Origin of the sequence: Crenobacter luteus, assembly GCF_004345725.1 — a bacterium.
Classification (GTDB): domain Bacteria; phylum Pseudomonadota; class Gammaproteobacteria; order Burkholderiales; family Chromobacteriaceae; genus Crenobacter; species Crenobacter luteus.
On sequence record NZ_SLXG01000015.1, the window covers coordinates 46,165 to 69,721 of the forward strand.

Sequence of the window (23,557 nt, forward strand, 5' to 3'; positions counted from 1 at the left end):
GTGCATTCCATGTTCCTGCAGGGTTATCTCCCCAGCATTCTGGAAGGCGCGGTGCTCACCCTCGAGGTGGCCGGCGCATCCTTGCTGGTATCCGTCGTGCTCGGCTTCGTCGGCGCCATGTGCAAGCTGTCGCCGTCCAAACCGCTGGTGTGGTTGGCCGAGCTCTATTCCACCGTGATCCGCGGCGTGCCCGACCTGGTGTGGATGTTCATGCTGTTCTTCGGCGGCCAGATGCTGATCAACGACGTCGCGACCCGCTTCGGCCTCGCGGCGCCGGAAATCAACCCCTTCGTCGCCGGCGTGCTGACGATCGGCTTCATCTTCGGCGCCTACATGACCGAGACCTTCCGCGGCGCGATCATGGCGGTGCCCAAGGGCCAGATGGAGGCCGGCCTCGCCTACGGCATGAGTCCGCTGCGCGTGTTCTTCCGCATCACGCTGCCGCAGATGGTCCGCTTCGCGCTGCCGAGCTTCTCGAACAACTGGCTGGTGCTGGTCAAGTCGACCGCGCTGGTGTCGGTGATCGGCCTGAACGACATGATGTACAAGGCCGACACCGCCAAGTCGGTCACGCAGGAACCGTTCACCGTCTACATGGTGGTCGGCGGCCTCTATCTGGCGATCACCACCGTGTCGATCCTGGCGCTGACCTGGCTCGAGAATCGTTATTCGATGGGCGTGAAGGAGAGCGGACTGTGATCGACCTCAACCTGATCCTGGAAAACCTGCCGTCCTTCTTCGGCGGCGCCTACGGCGAGCCGGTGCTCTCGACCAGCGACGGCCTCGTGATGACCTTCCAGCTGCTCGGCCTGTCGCTGCTCCTGGGCCTGGCGCTGTCGGTGCCCTTGGCGCTGATGCGCGTGTCGCGCAACAAGTGGCTCGCCTGGCCGGTATGGCTGTATACCTACGTGTTCCGCGGCACGCCGATGCTGGTGCAGCTGTTCATCTTCTACTACGGCCTGTCGCAGTTCGACGCGGTGCGCGACAGCTGGGCGTGGGAATACCTGCAGGAAGCGTACGTGTGCGCCATCCTCGCCTTCACGCTGAACACCGCCGCCTACACGACCGAGATCATCGCCGGCCAGATCCGCAACACCCACTACGGCGAGATCGAGGCGGCCAAGGCGGTCGGCATGAGCCGCTGGCTGATGATGCGCCGCATCGTGATCCCGTCGGCGCTGCGCCGCGCGCTGCCCGCGTACAGCAACGAGGTGATCATGATGCTGCACGGCACCTCGATCGCCGGCCTCGTCACGCTGGCCGACCTGACCGGCGTCGCGCGCCGCCTGTACGCCGACAGCTATCAGCCGTTCGAACCGTTCCTGATGGCCGGCGCGCTGTACCTGACGTTCACCTTCCTGTTCGTCTGGCTGTTCAAGCGCCTCGAAGGCCGCTACCTCGCCTATCTGGCGCCGCGCAAGCACTGAGGAGCCGGCCATGCAGACGCGCGAACACCCGCTGTTATCGCCCGGCCTTGGCACGCAACGCCGCGTGACCAGCTTCCACTTCGGCCCGGCGGGCGGCGCCAAGGTCTACATCCAGGCCGCGCTGCACGCCGACGAACTGCCGGGCATGCTGGTCGCGTTCACGCTCAAGGCGAGGTTGGCCGAGCTGGAAAAGCAGGGTCGTCTCGCCGCCGAGGTGGTGCTGGTGCCGGCCGCCAACCCGATCGGCCTCGACCAGCGCCTGCTCGGCCACGGACTCGGCCGCTTCGAGCTCGGCTCCGGCCACAACTTCAACCGCCACTACCCGGCGCTGGCCGACGCGGTGTTCGACGCCGTCGCCGACCGGCTCGGGCCGGACGCCTCGGCCAACGTGGCGCTGATCCGCGCCGAGCTCGCTCGCCAGCTCGCGGCGCTCACGCCGGCGAGCGAACTGGAAAGCCTGCGCCTGACGCTGATGCGGCTGGCCGCCGACGCCGACCTAGTGCTCGACCTGCACTGCGATCTCGACGCCGGCGTACACCTTTACACGCTGACGCCGCTGTGGGAGCGGGTCGAACCGCTGGCGCGCTACCTCGGCTCCTGCGCGCAGCTCTTGGCCCTCGACTCGGGCGAGCACCCGTTCGACGAGGCCTGCAGCCAGCTGTGGCATTTGCTAGACCAGAAGAGCCGGTCGCGCGCGGCGGGCCTGGGCGAAGACGCACCGCCGGTGCCGCTGGCCTGCTGCGCGGTCACCGTCGAACTCAGGGGCCAGGACAGCGTCGCGCACGAGCTGGCCGAACGCGACGCCGGCGCGCTGATCGCCTACCTGACCGAACGCGGTTTCGTCGCCGGCGACGCGCCGCCGCCGCCCGCGCTGCCCTACCCGGCCACGCCCTTGGCCGGCGTCGACGACCTCCTCGCCCCGCACGCCGGCGTGATCGTCTTTCACCGGAGTGCCGGCCAGGCGGTCAGGGCCGGCGACGTCGTCGCCGACGTGATCGACCCGGTCGCCGGCACCGAAACGCCGCTCGTCGCGCGCCGCGACGGCATGCTGTACGCCCGCGTGCGCGACCGCTACGCCGCTCCGGGCCTGTGGGTGGCCAAGATCGCCACCGACCTCGCCTTCAAAACAGGAAAGTTGTTAAGCGCATGAAACCGATCGAACACCCCAACGCCGTCGCCGCCGGCCAGAACGGCAACATCAAGCTGCGCGTGGACGAACTCTTCAAGAGCTACGGCCACCACGAAGTCCTCAAGGGCGTGTCGCTGACCGCCCACGGCGGCGACGTGATCAGCATCATCGGCTCCTCCGGCTCCGGCAAATCGACCTTCCTGCGCTGCATCAACCTGCTCGAGCAGCCGAACCGCGGCCGCATCTTCGTCGCCGGCGAGGAGCTGGCGCTCGTCGAGGACAAGCGCAACCACGCGCTCAAGGCCGCCGAACCCAAGCAGTTGGCACGCCTCAGAACCAAGCTGGCGATGGTGTTCCAGCACTTCAACCTGTGGGCGCACATGACGGTGCTCGAAAACATCATCGAGGCGCCCATCCACGTGCTCGGCGTACCGCGCGACGAGGCGGTCGCGCGCGCGAAAAAGTACCTCGAGAAGGTCGGCCTCAAGGGCGTCGAGGACAAATACCCGTCGCACATGTCCGGCGGCCAGCAGCAGCGCGTCGCGATCGCGCGCGCGCTGGCGATGGAGCCCGAGGTGATGCTATTCGACGAACCGACCTCCGCGCTCGACCCGGAACTGGTCGGCGAGGTACTCAAGGTGATGCAGGACCTGGCGCGCGAAGGCCGCACCATGGTGGTGGTCACGCACGAAATGGGCTTCGCCCGCGAGGTGTCCAACCACGTGATCTTCCTGCACCAGGGCAAGATCGAGGAGCAGGGCAATCCGCGCGAGGTGCTCGCCAACCCGAAGAGCGAGCGCCTGGCGCAGTTCCTGTCCGGCCGCCTGAAGTAAGCCGTCCGCGAGACGGCAAGACGCACCCGGCGGGCGACGCCCGCCGGGCGTTTCCCCTCCCCTAGCACGTGGTGTCCATGGCCCAACCGCCCGCCAGCAAGCCGCAACGCATCGGTTTCCTGATGCTGCCGAACGCCTCGATGGCCGACTACGCCGTCGCCAGCGAGGCGCTGATCCGCGCCAACGAGATCGCCGAGAAGAAGCTGTACGACATCCTGACGCTGTCGCTGACCGGCGAGACGGTCAGCTTCAACAACCGCCAGCCCTGCCCGGTCGACCTGCCGCTGGGCTACGCGCCCAAGCTCGACATGCTGTTCGTGCTCGCCGACTCGCTCGATTTGAAGCTGCCGCTGGACGCGCTGATCGCCGGCATCCAGGCGCAGAACCCCGACACGCTGACGCTAGTCGGCCTGTCCGCCGGCAGCTACTGGCTGGCGCGCGCCGGCTTCCTGCACGGCTACCGCGCGACCATACACTGGCAGGAAATCGGCCGCTTCACCGACGAATTCCCCGACGTGATCGTCACCCCCAACCTGTACGAGATCGACCGCAACCGCCACAGCTGCGCCGGCGGCGCCGCGACCTTCGACTACCTGCTCAGCTTCCTCGCCGGCCGGCACGGCGCCGACTTCGCCGGCCTGCTGTGCGAGCGCTTCAGCATGGAACGCATCCGCCCGGGCAGCGAGCGCCAGCGCATCCCGCTGGCCACCCGCATCGGCAACAGCCAGCCCAAGCTGACCGAGGCGGTGTCGCTGATGGAGGCGAACATCGAGGAGCCGCTGTCGACCGACGACATCGCCTACTACGTCGGCGTGTCGCGCCGCCAGCTCGAGCGCTTGTTCAAGCAGTATTTGAACACCGTGCCGTCGAAGTACTACCTCGAGCTGCGCCTGAACCGCGCACGCCAGCTCTTGCAGCAGACGTCCAAGTCCATCGTGCAGATCGGGCTCGCCTGCGGCTTCTCGAGCGGCCCGCACTTCTCGAGCAGCTACCGCAACCACTTCAACATCACGCCGCGCGAGGAGCGCGCCAAACGGCTGAACGCCGGCTGAGCGCCCAACACGCAAAAAAGACGGCACCGCGAGGTGCCGTCCGCTTGTTTGCGCCGCGCAGGCCGGCTCAGAACTTGAGCTCGGCGCTGACGCGCGCGGTGCGCGGCGCGCCCTGGGTCAGCCAGCTCCACTCGTTGGCCTGCCAGTATTTCTCGTTGGCGACGTTGTCGACGCCGGCGCGCAGCGTCAGCTCCTTGCCGTCGAAGCGGGTGCGATAGCGCGCGCCGAGGTCGAACAGCTGGTAGCTGCCGAGCTGGTTCGCGTTGCTCGACTCCAGATAGCGCTTGCCGACGTAGCGGGTCCCGCCGGTCAGCGTCAGACCCGGTAACGCCGGCAGCCGGTACTCGGCCTGCAGACTGGCGCTGAACTTCGGCGTGTTGGCGGCGTTCTTGCCGTTCACGGTCGCGTCGTCGCTCTCGTTCTCGCTGTCTATCACGAGCGCGCTGGCGCTCAGCGCCCAGTCGCGGCCGAGCTCGACACGGCCGGCCAGGTCGAGGCCGTTGAAGATCAGGCCGCCCTCCTGGACGAAGCGGTTGGCGCTGTTGGTATACGCCAGCCCGCGCTCGACGCGGAACAAGGCCGCTTCGGCCGACCAGCCGGCGCCCTCGGTCTTCACGCCGACTTCGTACTGCTTGCTCTCGAGCGGACCGAAGGCCTGGTCTTCGTTCGCCGTACCCGTCGGCGCAATATTGCCCTTTTCGAGCGATTCGACGTAGCTCGCGTACAGCGAGGTCGAATCGACCGGCTTCCAGATCGCGGCGACGGTCGGCGTGAGCGCGCCTTTTTTCTCGAACAGCTCGTTCCAGCGATCGTTGCGGTCGCGGAAGTTCTGGTGGCGCAGGCCGAGCACGGTGCGCCACTGCGGCGTCCACTCGATGGTGTCGCTGACGAAGACGCCGATATTGCGGGTCTGCCAGATGGTCGACAGCGGACCGGTGACGATCGGCAGGTGCGGGGCGCTCACGCCGCCGGCACGACCGCTGTAGAGATTGCCGCCCGGCAAGGAAGCGCCGTCGGATTCGGCAGCCGAGCGCCGCACCTTCTGCACGTCGGCGCCGACGACGAGGTCGTGCTTGATCGAGCCGGTGGCAAACTGGCCGTTCAGCAGCAGGTTGGCCGAGTCGCTCCGGTGCTCGCTGTACCAGCTATACAGAAAATCGTCGTAATGACCGGCGTCGTCCACGACGCTCAGATAGCTGTCGTAATTGGTGCGCTTCATCAGCGCGGTGCGCACGGCAGCGCGCAGGTTCCAGCTGTCGTTCAGGTCCCAGCGCAGGCTGGCGCCGTGGGTGCTCGTTTCGGTCTGGTAGTAGGAAAAATCCTGCGCCAGCTTGCGATCGCCCGGGATTGGAGCCGGTACGGTAGAGGCACCGTCGAGCGCCAGCGCGAAGATCGCATTGTTGACCTTGCGCTTCTGGTACAGCGTGTCGAGGTTCAGCGTGATGCTATCGGTCAGCCTGGCGTCAAAGGCGAGCGAAGCCGAGTTGCGCTCGATCGGCGCATCCTGATACGTGTCGCCGCCCTCGTGCACCAGGTTCAGGCGCAGGCCGAAGCGGTCGTCGCCGAAGCGGCGACCGAGGTCGGCGGCGAGCTTGTACTGCGACTCGTCGCCGTAGCCGGAGGTCAGGGTCGTGACCGGCTCGCGACTCGCGCGCTTGAGCTTGTAGTTGACGACGCCGCCCGGCTGGCTGAAGCCGTACATGAAACCCGACAGGCCCTTGAGCAGCTCGATCTGCTCGAAATGCTCAAGCGGCAGGTTGCTCATCCACAGGCCGGTATTCAGACCGTCAACCTTGAAGCCGTTCAGCGTATCGAGCTGCAGGCCACGGATCGTCAGTTGCGAGCTCTCGCCGGCGATATCGTTACTGGCCGCCTGCACCGCTGCGTCGGCCTTGAAGGCGTCGGCCAACGTGCTCGCCTGCTGGTTGGCGATGTAGTCGTCGGTCGCGACGCTGATCGAGAATGGCGTGTCGAGCAGCGTCTTGGTGCCGAGCGCGCCGGTGCTGGCAACCGGTGCCCGGTAGCCGGACAGCATGCCGTTGCCGCCCTGCTGGGCGGTCACCGACACGGTCGGCAGTTCGGCCTCGCCGCCGGTGGCGGCCAGGGCCGGCAGCGCGAAGGCGGCCAGCACGGCAACGGCGACGACGCGCCGGTGGAACGGGTACGACATGGATTCCCCCTCGATGGAACAAGATAAAGCGATGGCCGGCGCGCCCGCGTCCCCGCGCGGTCGGGCCGGCCGTATGTCATGAACGCCGACAATATAAATGCGAATCACTAACAACTCAATAGATAATGATTCTTATTAAATAAACACTGTAGCGCCGCGCACGAACTGGCGGTACAGCGGGGGGAAGTCTGGGGGCTGGGTCAAAAGGTCGGGGGGCATGCGGCCCGGGGGCGGGGTGGCTCATCGCTTCGTCCTGTTTGCTGCGGCTGGTCCGGAGGCCGCCTCGCGGGCGGCCGTGTCGAGCTCAAGACGAACCGTCGGGCCGGTTTTTTAGCGCCGACACGCTGATCATGGATAAAAACAAGAATAAGAATAATAATTGTTCCTAACCTTTCGTCAGCACCATGGGCAGCCGGCGAAATCCGCCCGCGCGCAGCGCCCGACCGCACCCACTTTCCTGGACCGCCATGAAACCATCGACCCCCCAACGGCCGGCCACCCGGCTGCTCGTCTCCCTGTTGTACCGATCGCGCTGGGCGCTCGCCGTCGCGACCGTCGCCTGCGTCGTCAACGGCGTCGCTAGCGTGTCGCTCGTCACGCAGATCAACCACGCGCTGACCGCGCCGCCGGCCGAGCTGTCCGGCCTCGCGTGGCGCTTCGCCGCGCTCGCGGTGCTGGCGCTCGTCAGCCGCGTGGTCGGCGGCGTGGTGTTCGCCCAGCTCAGCCAGGGCACGATGGCTAAGATGCGCGAGCACATCTCGGCGCGCGTCGCGCTCGCACCCTTCCGCCAGGTCGAGACGCTCGGCGCGCCGCGCGCGCAGTCCATCGTCACCGAGGACGCGACCAACGTGTCGATGCTGTTCTTCGCGCTGCCCAACATCGTGATGCACGGCTCCATCGTCGCCGGCTGCCTCGGCTACCTCGCGTGGCTGTCGTGGCCGGTGTTCCTGCTCGCGCTCGCCGTCGTCGTCGTCGGCTCGCTCGGCTATCACCTGGGCGACGCGCGCGCGCTGTCGGCGCTCGAGGCCGCCGGCGCCGCGCAGGACCGGCTGTTCGCCCACTTCAACGCGCTGTTCTCCGGCGCCAAGGAGCTGAAGCTGCACCGCGCGCGCGCCGGCGCCTTCGTCGGCGAGACGCTCGGCGGCGAAATCGACGCGGTGCGCCGCCACCGCACGCGCGCCTTCGCCGCCTACGCTTTCGGCGTCGGCTGGATCGTGTTCCTGTTCTACGTCTTCCTCGGCCTGGTGGTGTTCGCGCCGGCGGCGGTCGCCGGCCTCGACGCGGCGGTGCTCGCCGGCTACGTGATCATCTTCCTGTTCATGCTGGTGCCGCTGGACGGCCTGCTCAACAACATCCCGACGCTGAACGTCGCGCGCGTCTCGCTCGCGCGCATCGAGGAGATGCTGGCCGAGCTGCCCGAGCCGGCCGCCGAATCGTCGCCGCGCCCCTTCGGCGACGGCGCCGTGCTCAAGGTGTCGGGCCTGACGCACAGCTACTACCGCGAGAAGGAGGACGACGTGTTCCAGCTCGGCCCGATCGACCTCGAACTCAGGCGCGGCGAGGTGAGCTTCCTGATCGGCGGCAACGGCAGCGGCAAGACCACGCTGGCCAAGCTCTTGACCGGCCTGTACGCGCCCGAGGGCGGCTCGATCTCGCTCGACGGCCGCGCCGTCGACGAAGAGAACCGCGCCGACTACCGCCAGCTGTTCTCGGCGGTGTTCTCGGACTTCCACCTGTTCGAGACCCTGGTCGGCCTCGGCGACGCCGACCCGGAACTGGACGCGCGCGCCAACGCGCTGATCGCCAAGCTGCACCTCGACCACAAGGTCAAAATCGAGAACGGCCGCTTCTCGACGCGCGAACTGTCGCAGGGGCAGCGCAAGCGCCTCGCGCTGGTGGTCGCCTACCTCGAGGACCGACCCTTCTACCTGTTCGACGAGTGGGCGGCCGACCAGGACCCGCTGTTCAAGGCGGTGTTCTATCAGGAGCTGCTGCCCGAGCTGGCCGCGCGCGGCAAGGCGGTGCTGGCCATCACGCACGACGACCGCTACTTCCACCTGGCCGACCACCGGCTCAAGCTCGAGAGCGGCAAGCTGGTCGTCGACGAGCGGCGCGAGGCGCCCGCCGAGACGGTCTGACGCCCGCCCCGCCCGCACGAGAAAAAAGCCCACGACCGTTCGCGGGCTTTTTGTTTCTGCGCCTTTGCCAATGCGGTTTCCCGCCTCCCGCCGGAGACTGCACTCGGACGCCACGAACCATACAGGCAACGCCCCTCCGCTGCGCACAGCAAAAAGCCCGCGATCGCTCGCGGGCTTGTACGCCGGAGGTGGCCTGAACTCAGCGCGGCGCGCGCGGCATCGACAGCAGCGCGTCGGTGATCGCATCGGCGTAGGCGATCGCCGACTTCGGCCCGCCGAAGCCCCAGATATTGCGCTCCATCATCGCGACGCGGCCGGCGCGGCGCGCCGGCACGTGGCGCCATACCGGCGAGGAAAGCTTGGTCGACAGCGACACCTCGGGGCCGGTGGTGCTGACCAGCACGACGTTGGCCGAGGCTAGCGCGAGCAGGTCGCGGCTCGACACGGTGGCCGTGCCCTCCTTGCCCGGCCGGCTCGGCCAGCTCGACAGGCCGAGCCGCCGCGCGATGCCGCCGGCCATGCTGTTGGGCGTGTAGGCCCAGTAGCGGTCCTGCAGCCCCAGTTCCTGCAGCACGACCAGCTGGCGGCCCGAAAGGCCCGCGCGCGCGATCCGCGCGCGGTTGCGTTCGAGCGCGGCGTCGAGCTCGCGGCGCACCGCGCGCGCGCGCGCCTCGCGGTGCGTGACGGCGGCGAGCGCTTCGAACACCGCGAGCGCGTGGTCGAGCTGGTTGTCGGCCGGCCGCGGCGAGTTGAATTCGACCAGCACCGTCGGCGCGATGCGCGCGAAGGCGTCGAACAACGGCGCGTGGCGGAAGGTGACGCCGACGATCAGGTCGGGCTCGAGCCGCGCGATCGCCTCGAGGTTGGGCTGCTGGCGCGAGCCGACGTAGACGGTCCGCGCGAAGCGCGGCGTGTCGTAGCCTATCCACAGCGGATAGAAGTGCGGGTCGACCATGCCGACCGGCGTGATGTCGAGCGCGGCCATCGCCTCGGCCAACATGTATTCGAGCACGACGACGCGCTTGGGCGCCGCCGGCAGCGCGCGGCTCTGCATGCCGATCACGGTCGACGCCTGCGCCGCGCCGACCAGCGCGACGAAGGCGACGAGCGCGGCGAGGCGCCGCCACGGTTTGACCCTCATTCCTCTTCCCTCAACGTGAGCTGCGCGGCCAGTTCCGCGTCGCTCATCGACAGCAAAAGCGGGCAGGCCGAGCACAGCAGGGTCTGGCCGGGCAGCCGGTCGCGCAGGCAGCAGACGCGGCGCGCGCGGAAAGGCGATGCGAGCCCGGCGCGTTCGGTGTCGACGTAGCGGATCGCGCGGTACAGCGGATTCGCCTCGCCGGTGTCGAAAAACTCGCGCCGCCCGAAAAGCCAGTCCGCGTCGCAGCCGCCGCCGGGCAGCTCGTGGGCCAGCGCGTATTCGAGCGTGTTGGCGGCGTTGCCCCAGAACACGCGCGGCGCCAGCCGCGCGGCGCGCGACAGCTGCGCGATCAGCGGCGCCAGATGCTCGACGCACAGCGAGCGGTAGCGCGGCGCGGGCGCGTCGTCCTCGTCGCCGAGCGCGTCGTAGGGCAGCCACAGCGCGTGCGGCAGGCCGTGGCGCAGCACGACGGTGCTCTCGGACAACGCCATCGCCAGCGGCCGCTTCAGCACGCGCGCGGCGACCAGCGCCGGCGGCACGACGAGGTTGAAGTAGTACTTGCTCCACTGCGACAACAGCGCGCGCGCGTCGTCGCCGTCGTAGAGCGGCCGCACGCCGGCAAGCAGCCGCTCGACGTCGTCGGCCAGCCGCGCGGCCGGCAGCGCGACATCCGAGCCGACAACGGCCGGCGCGCCGAAGAACAGCCGCTCGCACCAGGGCGCGTAAGGCCCAGGCACGCGGGCGGCGAAGGTCGGCAGCATCGGCGCGTTCACCGCTGCCGCCTCGCGCCGGCGATCAGCATCGCCAGCAGGTAGGGCGTGCCGATCAGCGCGGTCATCACGCCGGCCGGCACCTCGAGCGGCGCGAGCGCCAGCCGGCCGGCGACGTCGGCGGCGCCGAGCACCATCGCGCCCACGCACATCGCCGCCGGCAGACGTTGGCCGAGCGAATGAAAGCCCATCAACCGCGCCAGGTGCGGCGTCATCAGGCCGACGAAGGCGACCGGCCCGACGACGGCGACCGCCGCGCACGACAGCGCCGTCGCCAGCAGCATCGCCAACAGCCGCAGGCGCGCGACCGGCACGCCGAGCGCGGCGGCGCTCTCGTCGCCGAGCGCGGTAAGGTCGAGCGGCCGCGCCAGCAGAGCCATCAGCGGCAGCGCGACGATCAGCCACGGCGCCAGCGCCGCGAGGTCGGCCAGGCTCTTGCCGTAGGTGCCGCCGATCAGCCAGACGAGGAAGCGCGCCGGCTGCACGCTGCTTTGCACAATCAGCCACTGCGATAGCGACACGCACAGCGCGCCCAGCGCGATGCCGGTCAGCGCGACCGGCAGCGGCGCGAGCCGGTGGCGGCGGTTGAACAGCAGGATGGCGGCGAGCACCGCCGCGCCGCCGGCGAAGGCGGCGCCGAACAGCGCGGCGCGGCCCGCCAGCGGCCAGACGACCTGCGCGGCGAGCGTCGCCAGCCCGGCGCCCTGCGTCAGGCCGAGCACCTCGGGGCCGGCGAGCGGATTCTTCGCGACGCTCTGCAACAGCGCGCCGCTGGCGGCGAGCATCGCGCCGGCGACCATCGCGACCAGCACGCGCGGCAGCCGGATGTCGATCAAAAGCCGCGCGACGACGTCGTCGCCGGCGAAGGCCGCCCACGCGCGCGCCGGCGTCAGCCACTGGCCGCCGGCGGCGGCCGCCAGCGCCGCGAGCGCGGCGAGCAGCAGCGCGGCGAGGCCGACGAAGGCGCCAAGCGGCAGAATCGCCGCGCGCGACGGCGCGGCGGCGCCGGCGTCGAGCCCGCCGAGGCGGCGGTTGCGGTGGATCAGCAGCAGCAAGAGCGGCGTGCCGACCAGCGCGATCATCACGCCGGTCGAGACGCTGTTGTCGAGGTCGAGGCCGACCACCAGGCCGTCGGTCGCGGCCAGCAGCAGCGCGGCCCACAGCGCAGACAGCGGCAACAGCGCCGGCAGCCGGTGCACGCCGGCCGCGCGCAGGAGGTTGGGCGCGACCAGGCCGACGAAGCCCATCGGCCCGGCGACGGCGACCGCGACGGCGGCGAAGGCGGTCGCCGTCGCGACGGTCGCCACGCGCAGCGGCGCGAGCGGCACGCCGACGGTGCGCGCGACCGCGTCGCCCAGCTGGGCGACCCCGAGCGGCCGCACCAGCCACGGCAGCGCGAGCAGCGGCGGCAACGCCCACGCGGCGGCGACCGTGAGCCCGCCGGCGCCCGGCCGGTAGAGCGAACCGTTGCCCCACATCGCGACGCCGACGATGCTCTCCTCGAAGATTGTCAGCATCATGTTGACCACCGCGCCGAAGAACAGCGAGCAGGCGGTGCCGGCGAGGATCAGCCGCAAGGGCGACGCGCGCCAGCCGCCGGCGGTGGCGGCCGCGAGCGCGGCGGCGAACAGGCCACTGGCGAACAGGAGCGGCACCGAGCCGACGCCGGCGAGCGAGGGCAGCATGATCGCAGCGAACACGCCCAGCTGCGCGCCGCCGGTGACGCCCAGGAGGTCGGGCGAGGCCAGCGGGTTGCGCGTCAGCGCCTGGAACAGCGCGCCCGAGACGCCGAGCGCGGCGCCGGCGACCAGCGCGGCGAGCACGCGCGGCAGGTCGAGCTCGAACAGCAGGACCGCGGCGAGCCCGGCGGACGGCGTGCCGGGCTCGGCCAACAGCGTCGCCGCGTCGGGACCCAGCCTGAGCGCGACGACGGCGGCCAGCAGCGCGAGCCCCGAAAGCCCGAGCAGCGCGGCGCGCGACAGGCCGGCCGGCGGCGCGAAGGCGAGCGGCAAGGCGCTCATGCGGCCACCCTGGGACGGTAGGACGGTAGGCAGACCGGCTCGCCGCTTTCCGGATGGTCGAGCCGCATCATCGTCATGCCGAAGGCGTCGTCGAGGCAGGACGGCGTGATCATCGCGTCCGGGCTGCCCTGGTGCAGGATGCGGCCGGCGCGCATCAGCACGATCTCGTCGCTGAACGCCGCCGCCTGGTTCAGCTCGTGCAGCACCCAGACAATGGTCAGCCCGCGCTCGCGGCTCAGCCTTCGAAGTTCGAACAGCACGTCGATCTGGTGGTGGATGTCGAGGTAGGTCGTCGGCTCGTCGAGCAGCAGGATGCCGCACTGCTGCGCCAGCGCCATCGCGATCCACGCCCGCTGGCGCTCGCCGCCGGACAGCGCGGCGACCTGGCGGTCGGCGTAGCCGGACAGCCCGGTCGCCGCCAGCGCGTCGGCCACCGCCGCGCGGTCGTCGGGGCCGGGGCCGCCGAGCAGCGAACCGTAGGCGTAGCGGCCGTAGCCGACCAGCTCGGCGACGCTCAGGCCTTCGGGGATCTGGTTGAACTGCGCGAGCATGGTCAGCGTGCGCGCCAGCTCGCGGCGGCGAAAGGACGCCAGCGGCCTCCCCGCCACCGCCACCTCGCCGGCGGCCAGGGGCTGCAGGCCGGCCAGCGCGCGCAGCAGCGTGCTCTTGCCGCAGCCGTTCGGGCCGCACAGCGCGGTGATCTTGCCGGCGGCGATGTCGAGGTCGAGGCCGGCGAGCACCGTCTTGTTCGGGTAGGACACCGACAGGCCGCGCGCGGACAGTGCCGGCGCGCCGGCGGACGGGGAATGGGGCATGGTCGGAAAAGGCGGCCGGCGCACAAGGCGCCGGCAATGCGATCGGTTACAATAATGATTCTCAATTATGTCGCGAGCGCAGCACGCTGGCAACCGCGCGCTCGGTCAGCGCGCGCCGTGCCCGTCGGCCATCGCGACCACGACGCGGCGTTTGCCCTTGAACGGCGAGCGCGCATGCGCGGCGAGCATGTTATTGAACCGGCGCAAGCCAGGGTGGCAAACGCAAAAACCCCCGCGGGCGACGGTGTCGGGCCGTCGTCCGCGGGGGTCGGAAAGGAAAAGCGCGGGCGGCTCAGCCGACCGGCAACGCCTCGCGCCGCGTCGAGCCGCGCACCACCAGCCGCCCGGACAGCACCACCTTGCGCGCAGTCTGCCCGGGCCGGGCGAGCCGCTCGAGCAGCATCGCCATCGCGGTGCGGCCGATCTCGTAGACCGGCTGTTCGAGCACGGTCAGCCCCGGCCCCGCCAGCTCTGTCCACGCGTCGTTGTCGAAGCCGGCGACCGCCAGTTCGTCGGGCACCGCGACGCCGGCGCGGCGCGCCGCTTTCAGCACGCCCATCAGCACCAGGCCGTTGCTCGCGACCAGCGCCTCGGGGCGGTCGGGCTCGGCCAACCAGCGCGCGACCTCGGCCTCGGCGGCCTCGAGGCTGGGCGCCAGGAAACGCGCCGGCGCCGGCAGGCCGCGCCGCGCCAGCGCGGCGACGAAGCCGGCGTGGCGCTCGGCGCCGGTGGTGCTGGTTTTGCCGAACAGGCCGCCGATGCGGCGGCAACCCTGCTCCAGCAGGTGCTCGACCAAGAGCTCGGCCGCCTGCGCGTTGTCGAGCACCACCGCGTCGTTGAGGCCGGCCGGGCCCGCGCGGTCGATCAGCACCACCGGAAAGCCCAGCCCCGCCGGATCGAGCGTCTCGGCGGTCTGCCGCGTCGGCGCGAAGATCACGCCGGTGACGCGCTCCTCCTGCATCAGCCGCAGGTACATCGCCTCCTTGTCCGGGTTCTCATCGGTGTTGCACAGGATCACCCGCATGCCGGCCTCGTAGGCGGCGTCCTCGACCGCGCGGCTGACGTTGGTGAAGAAGGGGTTGCGGATGTCGGACACGATCAGGCCTATGGTCTGCGTGTGCTGCGAGCGCAGCCGCCTGGCCGACAGGTTGGGCCGGTAGCCGGAGGCCTCGATCGCCGCCTCGACCTTCTTGCGCACCGCGTCGCTGACCGGGCCGTTGCCGAGCACCCGCGACACCGTCGCCACCGACACGCCGGCGGCCGCCGCGACATCCTTGATTCGTATCGTCATCGTCGTCTGCAATCGTTTTCACACACCATGGCCCGATCTTCGCCCAGCCGGGTGGCGATTGCAAGCCGCACCGTGCGGACCTTCGTGCGCCAAGCGCCACTGCGGGCGGGGCCGCGGCGGCGCAACGGCGTTGACATCGTCTGTGTAATCGATTTCAATGAAGAAAAAACAGGCAGCCTGGCGCCGCCACCGACGCGCCGGGCACGGCGCGCAACGCACACCGGCAGAACGACAAAGGAGACTGTCCCGCCATGTCCAGCACCCTGATCCGCCCCGAACTCATCCGCCTCGCGACCGCCAGCGCCGACAAGGCCAGCGCAATCCGCGAGGCCGGCCAGCTGCTGGTCGAGGCCGGCTGCATCGAACCGGCCTACGTCGAGAGCCTGCTCAGGCGCGAATCGGTCGCCAACACCTTCCTCGGCCACGGCGTCGCGATCCCGCACGGCATGGTCGAGGACCGCCACCTGATCCGCGAGACCGGCATCGCCATCCTGCAGTTGCCCGAGGGCCTCGAATGGAACCCGGGCCAGACTACCCGCCTGGTGTTCGCGATCGCCGCGCAGTCGGACGAACACATCACGCTGTTACGCCGCCTGACCCGCCTGCTGCAGGACGAGGCCAAGCTGCAGCGGCTGTTCGAGACCGGCGACGCCAACGAGCTGATCGCCGCGCTGTCCGACGCGCCCGCCGCCCAGCCCGAGGCGGCGCACACCGACCTGGCCGAAAGCTTCGAGTGGACCATCGACTACCCGAACGGCCTGCACGCGCGCCCGGCGACGCAGTGGGTCGAGACCGCGCGCGCCTTCGCCGCGCGCATCCAGGTGCGCCACGGCCATGAGGCGGCCGACGCCAAGAACATGATCGCGCTGTTGCAGCTGGGTCTCGCCTGCGGCGACAAGCTCGTCGTCTCGGCCGAGGGCCACGACGCGCTCGACGCGCTGACGCGTTTGCGCGAGGTGATGACGCGCCTGACCGCGCAGGAAAAGACCGAGGCCGCGCTCGCCGCGCAGAAGGCGCAGGCGCAGGCGGCGCAGTCGGGCTGGGCGCCGGCCGAGGATCCGCTGGCGATCGCCGGCCTCGGAGCCAGCCCCGGCATCGCGATCGGCACCGTGCACGTGCTGAACCCGAACACCGTTTCGGTGCCCGACCACCCGGTCTCCTTGGCCGAGGGCGGCGAACTGCTCGACGCGGCGCTGGCCTCGACGCGCGACGAGCTCGGCCAACTGGCGGCCGACACCGCCAGGCGGCTGGGCAAGTCGGAGGCCGGCATCTTCAAGGCGCAGGCGGAGCTGCTGAACGACACCGACCTGATCACCCTCACCTGCCAGCTGATGGTCGAGGGCCACGGCGTCGCCTGGGCCTGGCACCAGGCGACCGAGCGGCTGGCCGACCGGCTCGCCGCGCTGGGCAATCCGATCCTGGCCGCCCGCGCCGCCGACCTGCGCGACGTCGGCCGCCGCGTGCTCGGCCATATCGACCCGACGCTCAAGACCACCTCGCTGAAGGACCTGCCCGACGACGGCTGCATCCTGATCGCGACCGACCTGTCGCCGTCGGACACCGCCGCGCTCGACCTTAGCAAGGTGATCGGCCTGGCGACCGCGCAGGGCGGCCCGACCGCGCACACCGCCATCCTCGCGCGCACGCTCGGCCTGCCGGCGGTGGTCGCCGGCGGCCCGGTGCTGCTCGACGTGATCGACGGCACGCCGGCCATCCTCGACGGCCAGACCGGCCGCCTCTATCTGGAGCCGTCCGACGCCGACGTCGCCTCGGCGCGCGCGTGGATCGCGCAGCAGCAGGAGCGCAAGGCGCGCGAGGAGGCCGAGCGCAGCCAGCCGGCGACCACGCGCGACGGCCACGCAACCGAGATCGCCGCCAACGTCAACCGCCCGGACCAGGTCGCCGACGCGATCGGCTGGGGCGCCGAGGGCGTCGGCCTGATGCGCACCGAATTCCTGTTCCTCGAGCGCGACCACGCGCCGGACGAGGAGGAGCAATACCAGACCTATCTTTCCATGCTCGAGGCGCTCGACGGCCGCCCGCTGGTGGTGCGCGCGCTCGACATCGGCGGCGACAAGCAGGTCGCCCACCTGAACCTGCCGCACGAGGAGAACCCCTTCCTCGGCGTGCGCGGCGCGCGCCTCTTGCTGCGCCGCCCCGACCTGCTGGAGCCGCAGCTCAAAGCGCTGTACCGCGCAGCCAAGTCCGGCCTGCCGCTGGCGATCATGTTCCCGATGATCACCTCGATCAAGGAGGTCATCACGCTGCGCGCGATCTGCGAGCGCATCCGCGCCGAGCTCGACGCCCCGGTGGTGCAGATCGGCATCATGGTCGAGGTGCCGGCCGCCGCCGCGCTGGCCGACAAGTTGGCCGAGCACGTCGACTTCTTCTCGATCGGCACCAACGACCTGACCCAATACGTGCTGGCGATCGACCGCCAGCACCCCGACCTCGCCGCCGAGGCCGACAGCCTGCACCCGGCGGTGCTGCGGCTGATCCGCCGCACCGTCGACGGCGCCGCGCAGTACCAGCGCTGGGTCGGCGTCTGCGGCGGCCTCGCCGGCGACCCGTTCGGCGCCGCGCTCCTGGTCGGCCTCGGCGTGTCCGAGCTGTCGATGAGCCCGCGCGACATTCCGGCGGTCAAGGCGCGCCTGCGCGCCAGCCGCCGCGACGAGCTGGCCGACCTCGCGCTCAAGGCGCTGACCTGCGACAGCGCCGAGGCGGTGCGCGCGCTCGACAAGGGGAAATCGGCATGATCGGCCCGATCACCACCATCACGCTGAACCCGGCGATCGACCAGACGGTGACGCTGGAGAACCTGACGCCCGGCTCGGTCAACGTCGCGCGCGCCGCGCACAGCCACCCGGGCGGCAAGGGCGTCAACGTCGCCAGCTGCCTGGCCGACTTCGGCGAGCCGGTGCTGGCGACCGGCCTGTTGGGCCGCAACAACAGCGAGGCCTTCGTCGAGCTGTTCGAGGCCAAGGGCATCACCGACCGCTTCGTGCGCGTGCCGGGCAGCACCCGCGTCAACATCAAGCTGGCCGACCTCGCGCGCGGCGAGACCACCGACGTCAACCTGCCGGGCATCCGCGTCGCCGAGTCGGCGCTGGACGCGCTGATCGACCAGTTCGACTACTTCACCGACGCCGGCCGCTACGTGGTGGCCGCCGGCAGCCTGCCCGAGGGCCTGCCGGCCGACAGCTACGTGCACCTGGTGTCGCGGCTGAACAAGCTCGGCGCGCGGGTGCTGCTCGACACGAGCGGCGCGCCGTTGGCCGAGGCGCTATCCGCGCCGCGCGAGGCGCTGCCGGCCGCGATCAAGCCCAACCGCCACGAGCTCGAACAATGGGCCGGCCAGTCGCTGCCGACCCTGGCCGAGGTGCACGCCGCCGCGCGCGAACTGCAGCGGCGCGGCGTCGAGCGCGTCGTCGTGTCGCTCGGCGAGGAAGGCGCGCTGTTCGTCGACGCCGACGACGCGATCCTCGCCAGCCTGCCGGCGATCGACACGGTCAGCACCGTCGGCGCCGGCGACGCGCTGGTCGCCGGGCTGATGTCGGCCTGGCGCGCCGGCGCCGACGCCGAAACCGTCGCGCGGCGCGGCGTCGCGTTCGCGGTCGCCAAACTCGGCCGCCTCGGCCCGCACCTGCCCGACGCGGCCGAAGTGGCGCGCCTGGCCGGGCAAGTGAATCTGGCGCGGCTGTAAGAGCGCGCCCACAACAGGCAAGACCCCGCAGCACACAACGAGAAGATCGCCGGCGAAGACCGGTATGACGACACCCGGGCGCAAGCCCGCAAAGGAGAGAAACCCATGGCAAAACTGTTGGCCGTCATCGCCGCCGGCGAACGCAACACGCAGTCGGTGCTCGCCGGCGAGGCGCTGCGCCAGAGCGCGGCGCGCCTGAGCCACCGCATCGACGTCGAGATCCATACCGCGCAGGGCGCGCAGTCCCCGCTGTCGGCCGCCGCGATCGCCGAGGCCGACGCGGTGCTCCTGATCGGCGCGCCCGCCGCCAACGACGCGCGCTTCGCGTCGCGCACCCGCGTCGCGACCACGCTCGACGCGGTGCTCAAGGATGCCGAGGCGGTGATCCGCGACGCGCTCGGCCGCCTGTCCGCCCCCGCCGCCGCGCCCGCCCCGGCGTCGTCCACGCTGAACATCGTCGCGATCACCTCGTGCCCGACCGGCATCGCGCACACCTTCATGGCGGCCGAGGGCCTCGCGCAGGCGGCCAAGTCGCTCGGCCACGGCATCCGCGTCGAGACGCAGGGCTCGGTCGGCGCGCAGGACACGCTCTCCGCCGACGAAATCGCGCGCGCCGACCTCGTCATCATCGCCGCCGACACCCAGGTCGACCTGGCGCGCTTTGCCGGCAAGCGGCTGTTCAAGAGCGGCACCAAGCCGGCGATCAACGACGGCGAGAACCTGATCCGCCGCGCGATCGCCGAGGCGACCCTGCAGGGGGCGGCCTCGGCCAACGCCGAGGCCCGCGCCGGCGACGCCGACGCGGCCAAGGAACGCACCGGCCCGTACAAGCACCTGATGACCGGCGTGTCCTTCATGCTGCCCTTCGTCACCGCCGGCGGGATTTTGATCGCGCTGGCGTTCGCGCTCGGCGGCATCTACGCCTTCGACGACGCGCACAAGGGCACGCTCGCGTGGTCGCTGTTCCAGATCGGCGCCAAGTCGGCCTTCGCGCTGATGGTGCCCATCCTGGCCGGCTACATCTCGTACTCGATCGCCAACCGCCCCGGCATCGCGCCGGGCATGGTCGGCGGCATGCTGGCGGCCAGCCTCGGCTCCGGCTTCCTCGGCGGCATCGCCGCCGGCTTCATCGCCGGCTACGGCACCGACTGGCTGAACCGCCACATCAGGCTCGGCCGCAACCTCGACGGCCTCAAGCCGGTGCTGATCCTGCCGGTGCTCGGCTCGCTGCTGGTCGGCCTGTTGATGCTGTACGTGGTCGGCACGCCGGTCGCCGCCGTGCTCGCCGCGCTGACCGAATGGCTGAAGGGCATGCAGGGCAGCAGCGCGCTGCTCTTGGGCGCCTTGCTCGGCGCGATGATGGCCTTCGACATGGGCGGCCCGGTCAACAAGGCGGCCTACGCGTTCTCGACCGGCCTGATCGCCAGCCAGGTCTACACGCCGATGGCCGCCGTCATGGCCGCCGGCATGGTGCCGCCCTTGGGTATTGCGCTGGCGACCAAGCTGTTCGCCGACCGCTTCACGCACGACGAACGCGAAACCGGCAACGCGACCGCGGTGCTGGGCCTCGCCTTCATCAGCGAGGGCGCGATCCCCTACGCCGCGCGCGACCCGCTGCGGGTGATCCCGGCGCTGGTGGCCGGCGCCGCGCTGACCGGTGCGATCTCGATGATCGTCGGCGCCGAGCTGAAGGTGCCGCACGGCGGCGTGTTCGTGCTGCCGATCCCGAACGCCGTCACCCACCTCGTCGGCTACCTGGCCGCGCTCATCGCCGGCACCGTGCTGACCGCCGTACTCTTGCGCGTGCTGAAGAAACCGGCGGCGCTGGCCGCCTGACGATCGCGGCGGACCGCGTGTCCGCCGTCTTTTCGTGTCCGCCGCGGCCGGCCCCGATGACAAGGTCCGGCCGCGGCCGTTAAGCTCGACGAAACAGCCGGCCCACGCGCCCGCCCCGACCACCCTCACCGGACCAAGCCCATGTACGCCGCCATCGCCTGCGACCTCGACGGCACCTTGCTCAACGCCGCCAACGCCGTCTCCGCCTTCACCGCCGACACGCTGCGCGAGGCCGCCCGCCGCGGCGCCCGCCTCGTCATCGCCACCGGCCGCCACGTCGCCGACGCGCGCGCGGTCGCCGAGGCGCTCGGCGTGCCCGCCAGCCTGATCACCACCAACGGCGCGCGCGTGCACGACGCCGACGGCGCGCTGCTCTACCGCGACGACGTCGCCGCCGAACAGGTGCGCGAGCTGGTGCAGCCGGCGCTCGCGCGCGGCACGATGGTCAGCCTGTACCGCGACGACGGCCGGCTGTGCTGCCGCCACGACGGCTACGTGCACCGCTACGACGACGACTTCGGCGAGCCGCACGCGACGCTCGCCCAGCACCCGGGCGACGGCGTCGCCAAGGTGATGTACACCGGCCACCCTGCAAGGTTGGCCGAGATCGAGACGGCGATCCGCGCGCGCTTCGGCGACACAGTGGCGCTGACCTATTCGCAGATCGACTTCCTCGAGGTGATGGCGCCCGGCGTCAGCAAGGGCCGCGCTCTGACGCGGCTGTTGGCGCGCCACGGCGTCGAACCGGCCGACTGCGCCGCCTTCGGCGACGGGCTGAACGACCTCGACATGCTAGGCTGCGTCGGCCACCCGTTCCGGATGGCGAACGCCAACCCGAGGTTGGCCGAGCTGTTGCCCGGCGTGCCCGAGGCCGGCCACCACCACGAGGACGGCGTCGCCCACGCGCTGCGCCGCGCCCTCGGCTTCTGAGCCCGCCGCCCCCCTTCCCCGCAGCCACCGTCGCATCCGCCCCCCGCCTCCCGGGCGGCGCCCCCGGTCGAATTGAAAACGATTACAAAAAACACCCATAAACCGCCATGAAATCCGTCTTTAAAGCGCCAATGACGCGTAAAAACCCCATATAAACCGGTGATATTTTGGCAATCATGCACAAAACCGGTTGTAATCGTTTTCATTGCATGCCAAGATCGAAAACAAGGACGGCCGCCCGCGTGCCGCCACGCCGACCGAAACGAGGACCTCCATGAGCCGCATCACCCTCTCGCGCTTCCTGATCGAGCAGCAACGCTCGGCCAACCTGCTGCCGGCCGAGCTGCGCTTTCTGATCGAAACCGTCGCCCGCGCCTGCAAGGCCATCAGCCACTCGGTCAACAAGGGCGCGCTCGCCGGCGTGCTCGGCGAGGCCGGCACCGGCAACATCCAGGGCGAGGCGCAGAAAAAGCTCGACGTGATCGCCAACGACGTGCTGCTCGAAGCCAACGAATGGGGCGGCAGCCTCGCCGGCATGGCCTCCGAGGAAATGGACCTGCCCTACGCCATCCCCGGCCAGTATCCGAAGGGCGCCTACCTCTTGCTGTTCGACCCGCTCGACGGCTCGTCCAACATCGACGTCAACATCTCGGTCGGCACCATCTTCTCGGTGCTGCGCTGCCCGGACGGCGTGACCGAGCCGACCGAGGCCGACTTCCTGCAGCCGGGCTCGCGCCAGGTCGCCGCCGGCTACACGCTGTACGGCCCGCAGACCATGCTGGTGCTGACGGTCGGCAACGGCGTCAACGGCTTCACGCTCGACCGCGAGACCGGCAGCTTCGTGCTGACCCACCCGGGCATGCGAGTGCCGGCCGAAACCCGCGAATTCGCGATCAACATGTCGAACCAGCGCCACTGGGAAGCGCCGGTGCAGCGCTATATCGGCGAGCTGTTGGCCGGTTCGACCGGCCCGCGCGGCAAGGACTACAACATGCGCTGCGTCGGCGCGATGGCGGCCGAGGTGCACCGCATCCTGGTGCGCGGCGGCGTCTTCCTCTACCCGAAAGACGGCGCCGAGCGGCCCGGCAAGCTGCGTCTCCTGTACGAGGCGAACCCGATGGCCTTCCTCGTCGAACAGGCCGGCGGCGCCGCGACCGACGGCCGCGAGTGCATCCTCGACATCGTCCCGACCGGACTGCACCAGCGCGTCGCCGTCTGCCTCGGCGCGCGCGAGGAAGTCGAGATCGTCACCCGTTACCACGCCGCGTAGACGGCGAACCCCACCGACAGAGGAGTCACGATGAGCAAACTGACCCAACTGCCCGCCTGGCGGGCGCTGTGGAACCACTTCGCGCGCGCGCGCGACTGGCACATGCGCGACCTGTTCGCCGCCGACCCGGGCCGCGCCGAGCGCTACTGGCTCGAGGTCGAGGGCCTGACGCTCGACTACTCGAAGAACCGCATCAGCGACCAGACGCTGACGCTGCTGCTGCAGCTGGCCGACGAGGTCGGCCTGCCCGGCAAGATCGACGCGATGTTCGCCGGCGAGAAGATCAACACCACCGAGCACCGCGCGGTGCTGCACGTCGCCTTGCGCAACCGCGCCAACACGCCGATCGTCGTCGACGGCGAGGACGTGATGCCCAAGGTCAACGCGGTGCTCGAACGCATGGGGCGCTTTTCCCACGCGGTGCGCTCCGGCGAGTGGCTCGGCTACACGCGCCAGCCGATCACCGACATCGTCAGCATCGGCATCGGCGGCTCCGACCTCGGCCCCTTGATGGTGTGCCAGGCCTTGAAGCCCTACGGCCACCCGCGGCTGAACATGCACTTCGTCTCCAACGTCGACGGCTCGCAGCTGAAGGAAACGCTCAAGCGCGTCCACCCGGAGACGACGCTGTTCATCGTCGAATCGAAGACCTTCACCACCCACGAGACGCTGACCAACGCGCACACCGCGCGCGACTGGTTCCTGCGCTACGCGCGCGACGAGGCGGCGGTCGCCAAGCACTTCGTCGCGGTGTCGACCAACAAGCAGGCGGTGGCCGAGTTCGGCATCGACCCGGCGAACATGTTCGAGTTCTGGGACTGGGTCGGCGGCCGCTACAGCCTGTGGTCGGCGATCGGCCTGCCGATCATGCTCTACCTGGGCGAGCAGAACTTCGTCGAGCTGCTGGACGGCGCGCACGGCATGGATACGCACTTTCGCACCGCGCCGCTGGCGAGCAATATGCCGGTGATCCTGGCGCTGGTCGGCATCTGGTACATCAACTTCTACGGCGGCGGCAGCCACGTGATCGC

Annotated in this window: 18 protein-coding genes; 12 read left to right on the forward strand and 6 right to left on the reverse strand. The window is 70.4% G+C overall.

Going from position 1 to position 23,557, the window contains the following annotated elements:
* Positions 1 to 9: 9 nt before the first annotated feature.
* The 5 genes from EV683_RS09955 (at position 10) to EV683_RS09975 (ending at position 4,441) form a co-directional block, all read left to right on the forward strand.
* On the forward strand, positions 10 to 699 hold the full coding sequence (locus tag EV683_RS09955) for an ABC transporter permease (protein ID WP_066614775.1): 690 nt from the start codon (positions 10 to 12) through the stop codon (positions 697 to 699).
* The gene (locus EV683_RS09960) at positions 696 to 1,427 is read left to right on the forward strand and encodes an ABC transporter permease (RefSeq protein WP_082824245.1); all 732 of its coding nucleotides are present in this window, start codon (positions 696 to 698) and stop codon (positions 1,425 to 1,427) included. The genes EV683_RS09955 and EV683_RS09960 overlap by 4 nt, the downstream gene beginning before the upstream one ends.
* A gap of 10 nt (positions 1,428 to 1,437) precedes the next feature.
* Positions 1,438 to 2,577 (forward strand): succinylglutamate desuccinylase/aspartoacylase family protein, encoded by a 1,140-nt coding sequence (locus EV683_RS09965; protein ID WP_131862675.1) that lies wholly within the window; start codon positions 1,438 to 1,440, stop codon positions 2,575 to 2,577.
* The gene (locus EV683_RS09970; protein WP_066614781.1) at positions 2,574 to 3,389 is read left to right on the forward strand and encodes an ABC transporter ATP-binding protein; all 816 of its coding nucleotides are present in this window, start codon (positions 2,574 to 2,576) and stop codon (positions 3,387 to 3,389) included. The genes EV683_RS09965 and EV683_RS09970 overlap by 4 nt, the downstream gene beginning before the upstream one ends.
* 77 nt (positions 3,390 to 3,466) lie before the next feature.
* Complete coding sequence (locus EV683_RS09975; RefSeq protein WP_131862676.1) at positions 3,467 to 4,441, forward strand: GlxA family transcriptional regulator; 975 nt, start codon at positions 3,467 to 3,469, stop codon at positions 4,439 to 4,441.
* Between the two features lie 67 nt (positions 4,442 to 4,508).
* Here the strand turns inward: EV683_RS09975 and EV683_RS09980 are convergent, their stop codons facing one another.
* Positions 4,509 to 6,611 (reverse strand): TonB-dependent siderophore receptor, encoded by a 2,103-nt coding sequence (locus tag EV683_RS09980; protein ID WP_131862677.1) that lies wholly within the window; start codon positions 6,609 to 6,611, stop codon positions 4,509 to 4,511.
* 467 nt (positions 6,612 to 7,078) lie between these two features.
* Here EV683_RS09980 and EV683_RS09985 point away from each other — a divergent pair, with 467 nt between their 5' ends.
* On the forward strand, positions 7,079 to 8,749 hold the full coding sequence (locus EV683_RS09985) for a cyclic peptide export ABC transporter (protein WP_131862678.1): 1,671 nt from the start codon (positions 7,079 to 7,081) through the stop codon (positions 8,747 to 8,749).
* A 199-nt stretch (positions 8,750 to 8,948) separates the two neighbouring features.
* On the opposite strand, the gene EV683_RS09990 is transcribed toward EV683_RS09985, so the two are convergent.
* The 5 genes from EV683_RS09990 to EV683_RS10010 form a co-directional block, all read right to left on the reverse strand.
* Positions 8,949 to 9,890: an ABC transporter substrate-binding protein gene (locus EV683_RS09990; RefSeq protein ID WP_207910443.1), complete on the reverse strand. Its 942-nt coding sequence runs from the start codon at positions 9,888 to 9,890 to the stop codon at positions 8,949 to 8,951.
* Complete coding sequence (gene fhuF / locus EV683_RS09995; RefSeq protein ID WP_131862679.1) at positions 9,887 to 10,663, reverse strand: siderophore-iron reductase FhuF; 777 nt, start codon at positions 10,661 to 10,663, stop codon at positions 9,887 to 9,889. Before fhuF ends, EV683_RS09990 begins: the two co-directional genes overlap by 4 nt.
* Positions 10,660 to 12,681 carry an iron ABC transporter permease gene (locus EV683_RS10000; RefSeq protein WP_131862680.1) on the reverse strand — a complete coding sequence of 674 codons (2,022 nt, stop codon included), beginning with the start codon at positions 12,679 to 12,681 and terminating at the stop codon, positions 10,660 to 10,662. Before EV683_RS10000 ends, fhuF begins: the two co-directional genes overlap by 4 nt.
* On the reverse strand, positions 12,678 to 13,496 hold the full coding sequence (locus EV683_RS10005) for an ABC transporter ATP-binding protein (RefSeq protein ID WP_131862681.1): 819 nt from the start codon (positions 13,494 to 13,496) through the stop codon (positions 12,678 to 12,680). Before EV683_RS10005 ends, EV683_RS10000 begins: the two co-directional genes overlap by 4 nt.
* 292 nt (positions 13,497 to 13,788) lie before the next feature.
* Complete coding sequence (locus EV683_RS10010) at positions 13,789 to 14,787, reverse strand: LacI family DNA-binding transcriptional regulator (RefSeq protein ID WP_131862682.1); 999 nt, start codon at positions 14,785 to 14,787, stop codon at positions 13,789 to 13,791.
* A 251-nt stretch (positions 14,788 to 15,038) separates the two neighbouring features.
* Between EV683_RS10010 and ptsP the strand changes: the two genes are divergently transcribed.
* The 6 genes from ptsP to pgi all read left to right on the forward strand — a co-directional run.
* Positions 15,039 to 17,543, forward strand: a complete 2,505-nt coding sequence (ptsP, locus tag EV683_RS10015) for a phosphoenolpyruvate--protein phosphotransferase (RefSeq protein ID WP_131862683.1) — start codon at positions 15,039 to 15,041, stop codon at positions 17,541 to 17,543.
* Positions 17,540 to 18,490, forward strand: a complete 951-nt coding sequence (pfkB, locus tag EV683_RS10020; protein WP_131862684.1) for a 1-phosphofructokinase — start codon at positions 17,540 to 17,542, stop codon at positions 18,488 to 18,490. The genes ptsP and pfkB overlap by 4 nt, the downstream gene beginning before the upstream one ends.
* Positions 18,491 to 18,595: 105 nt before the next feature.
* Positions 18,596 to 20,326 (forward strand): fructose-specific PTS transporter subunit EIIC, encoded by a 1,731-nt coding sequence (locus tag EV683_RS10025; protein WP_131862685.1) that lies wholly within the window; start codon positions 18,596 to 18,598, stop codon positions 20,324 to 20,326.
* A gap of 141 nt (positions 20,327 to 20,467) precedes the next feature.
* Positions 20,468 to 21,256, forward strand: coding sequence for a Cof-type HAD-IIB family hydrolase (locus EV683_RS10030; protein WP_131862686.1), 789 nt, complete (start codon positions 20,468 to 20,470; stop codon positions 21,254 to 21,256).
* A gap of 274 nt (positions 21,257 to 21,530) precedes the next feature.
* Complete coding sequence (locus EV683_RS10035) at positions 21,531 to 22,526, forward strand: class 1 fructose-bisphosphatase (RefSeq protein ID WP_131862687.1); 996 nt, start codon at positions 21,531 to 21,533, stop codon at positions 22,524 to 22,526.
* Positions 22,527 to 22,556: 30 nt separating this feature from the next.
* On the forward strand, positions 22,557 to 23,557 hold a 1,001-nt coding region (gene pgi / locus EV683_RS10040), incomplete at its 3' end, for a glucose-6-phosphate isomerase (RefSeq protein ID WP_131862688.1).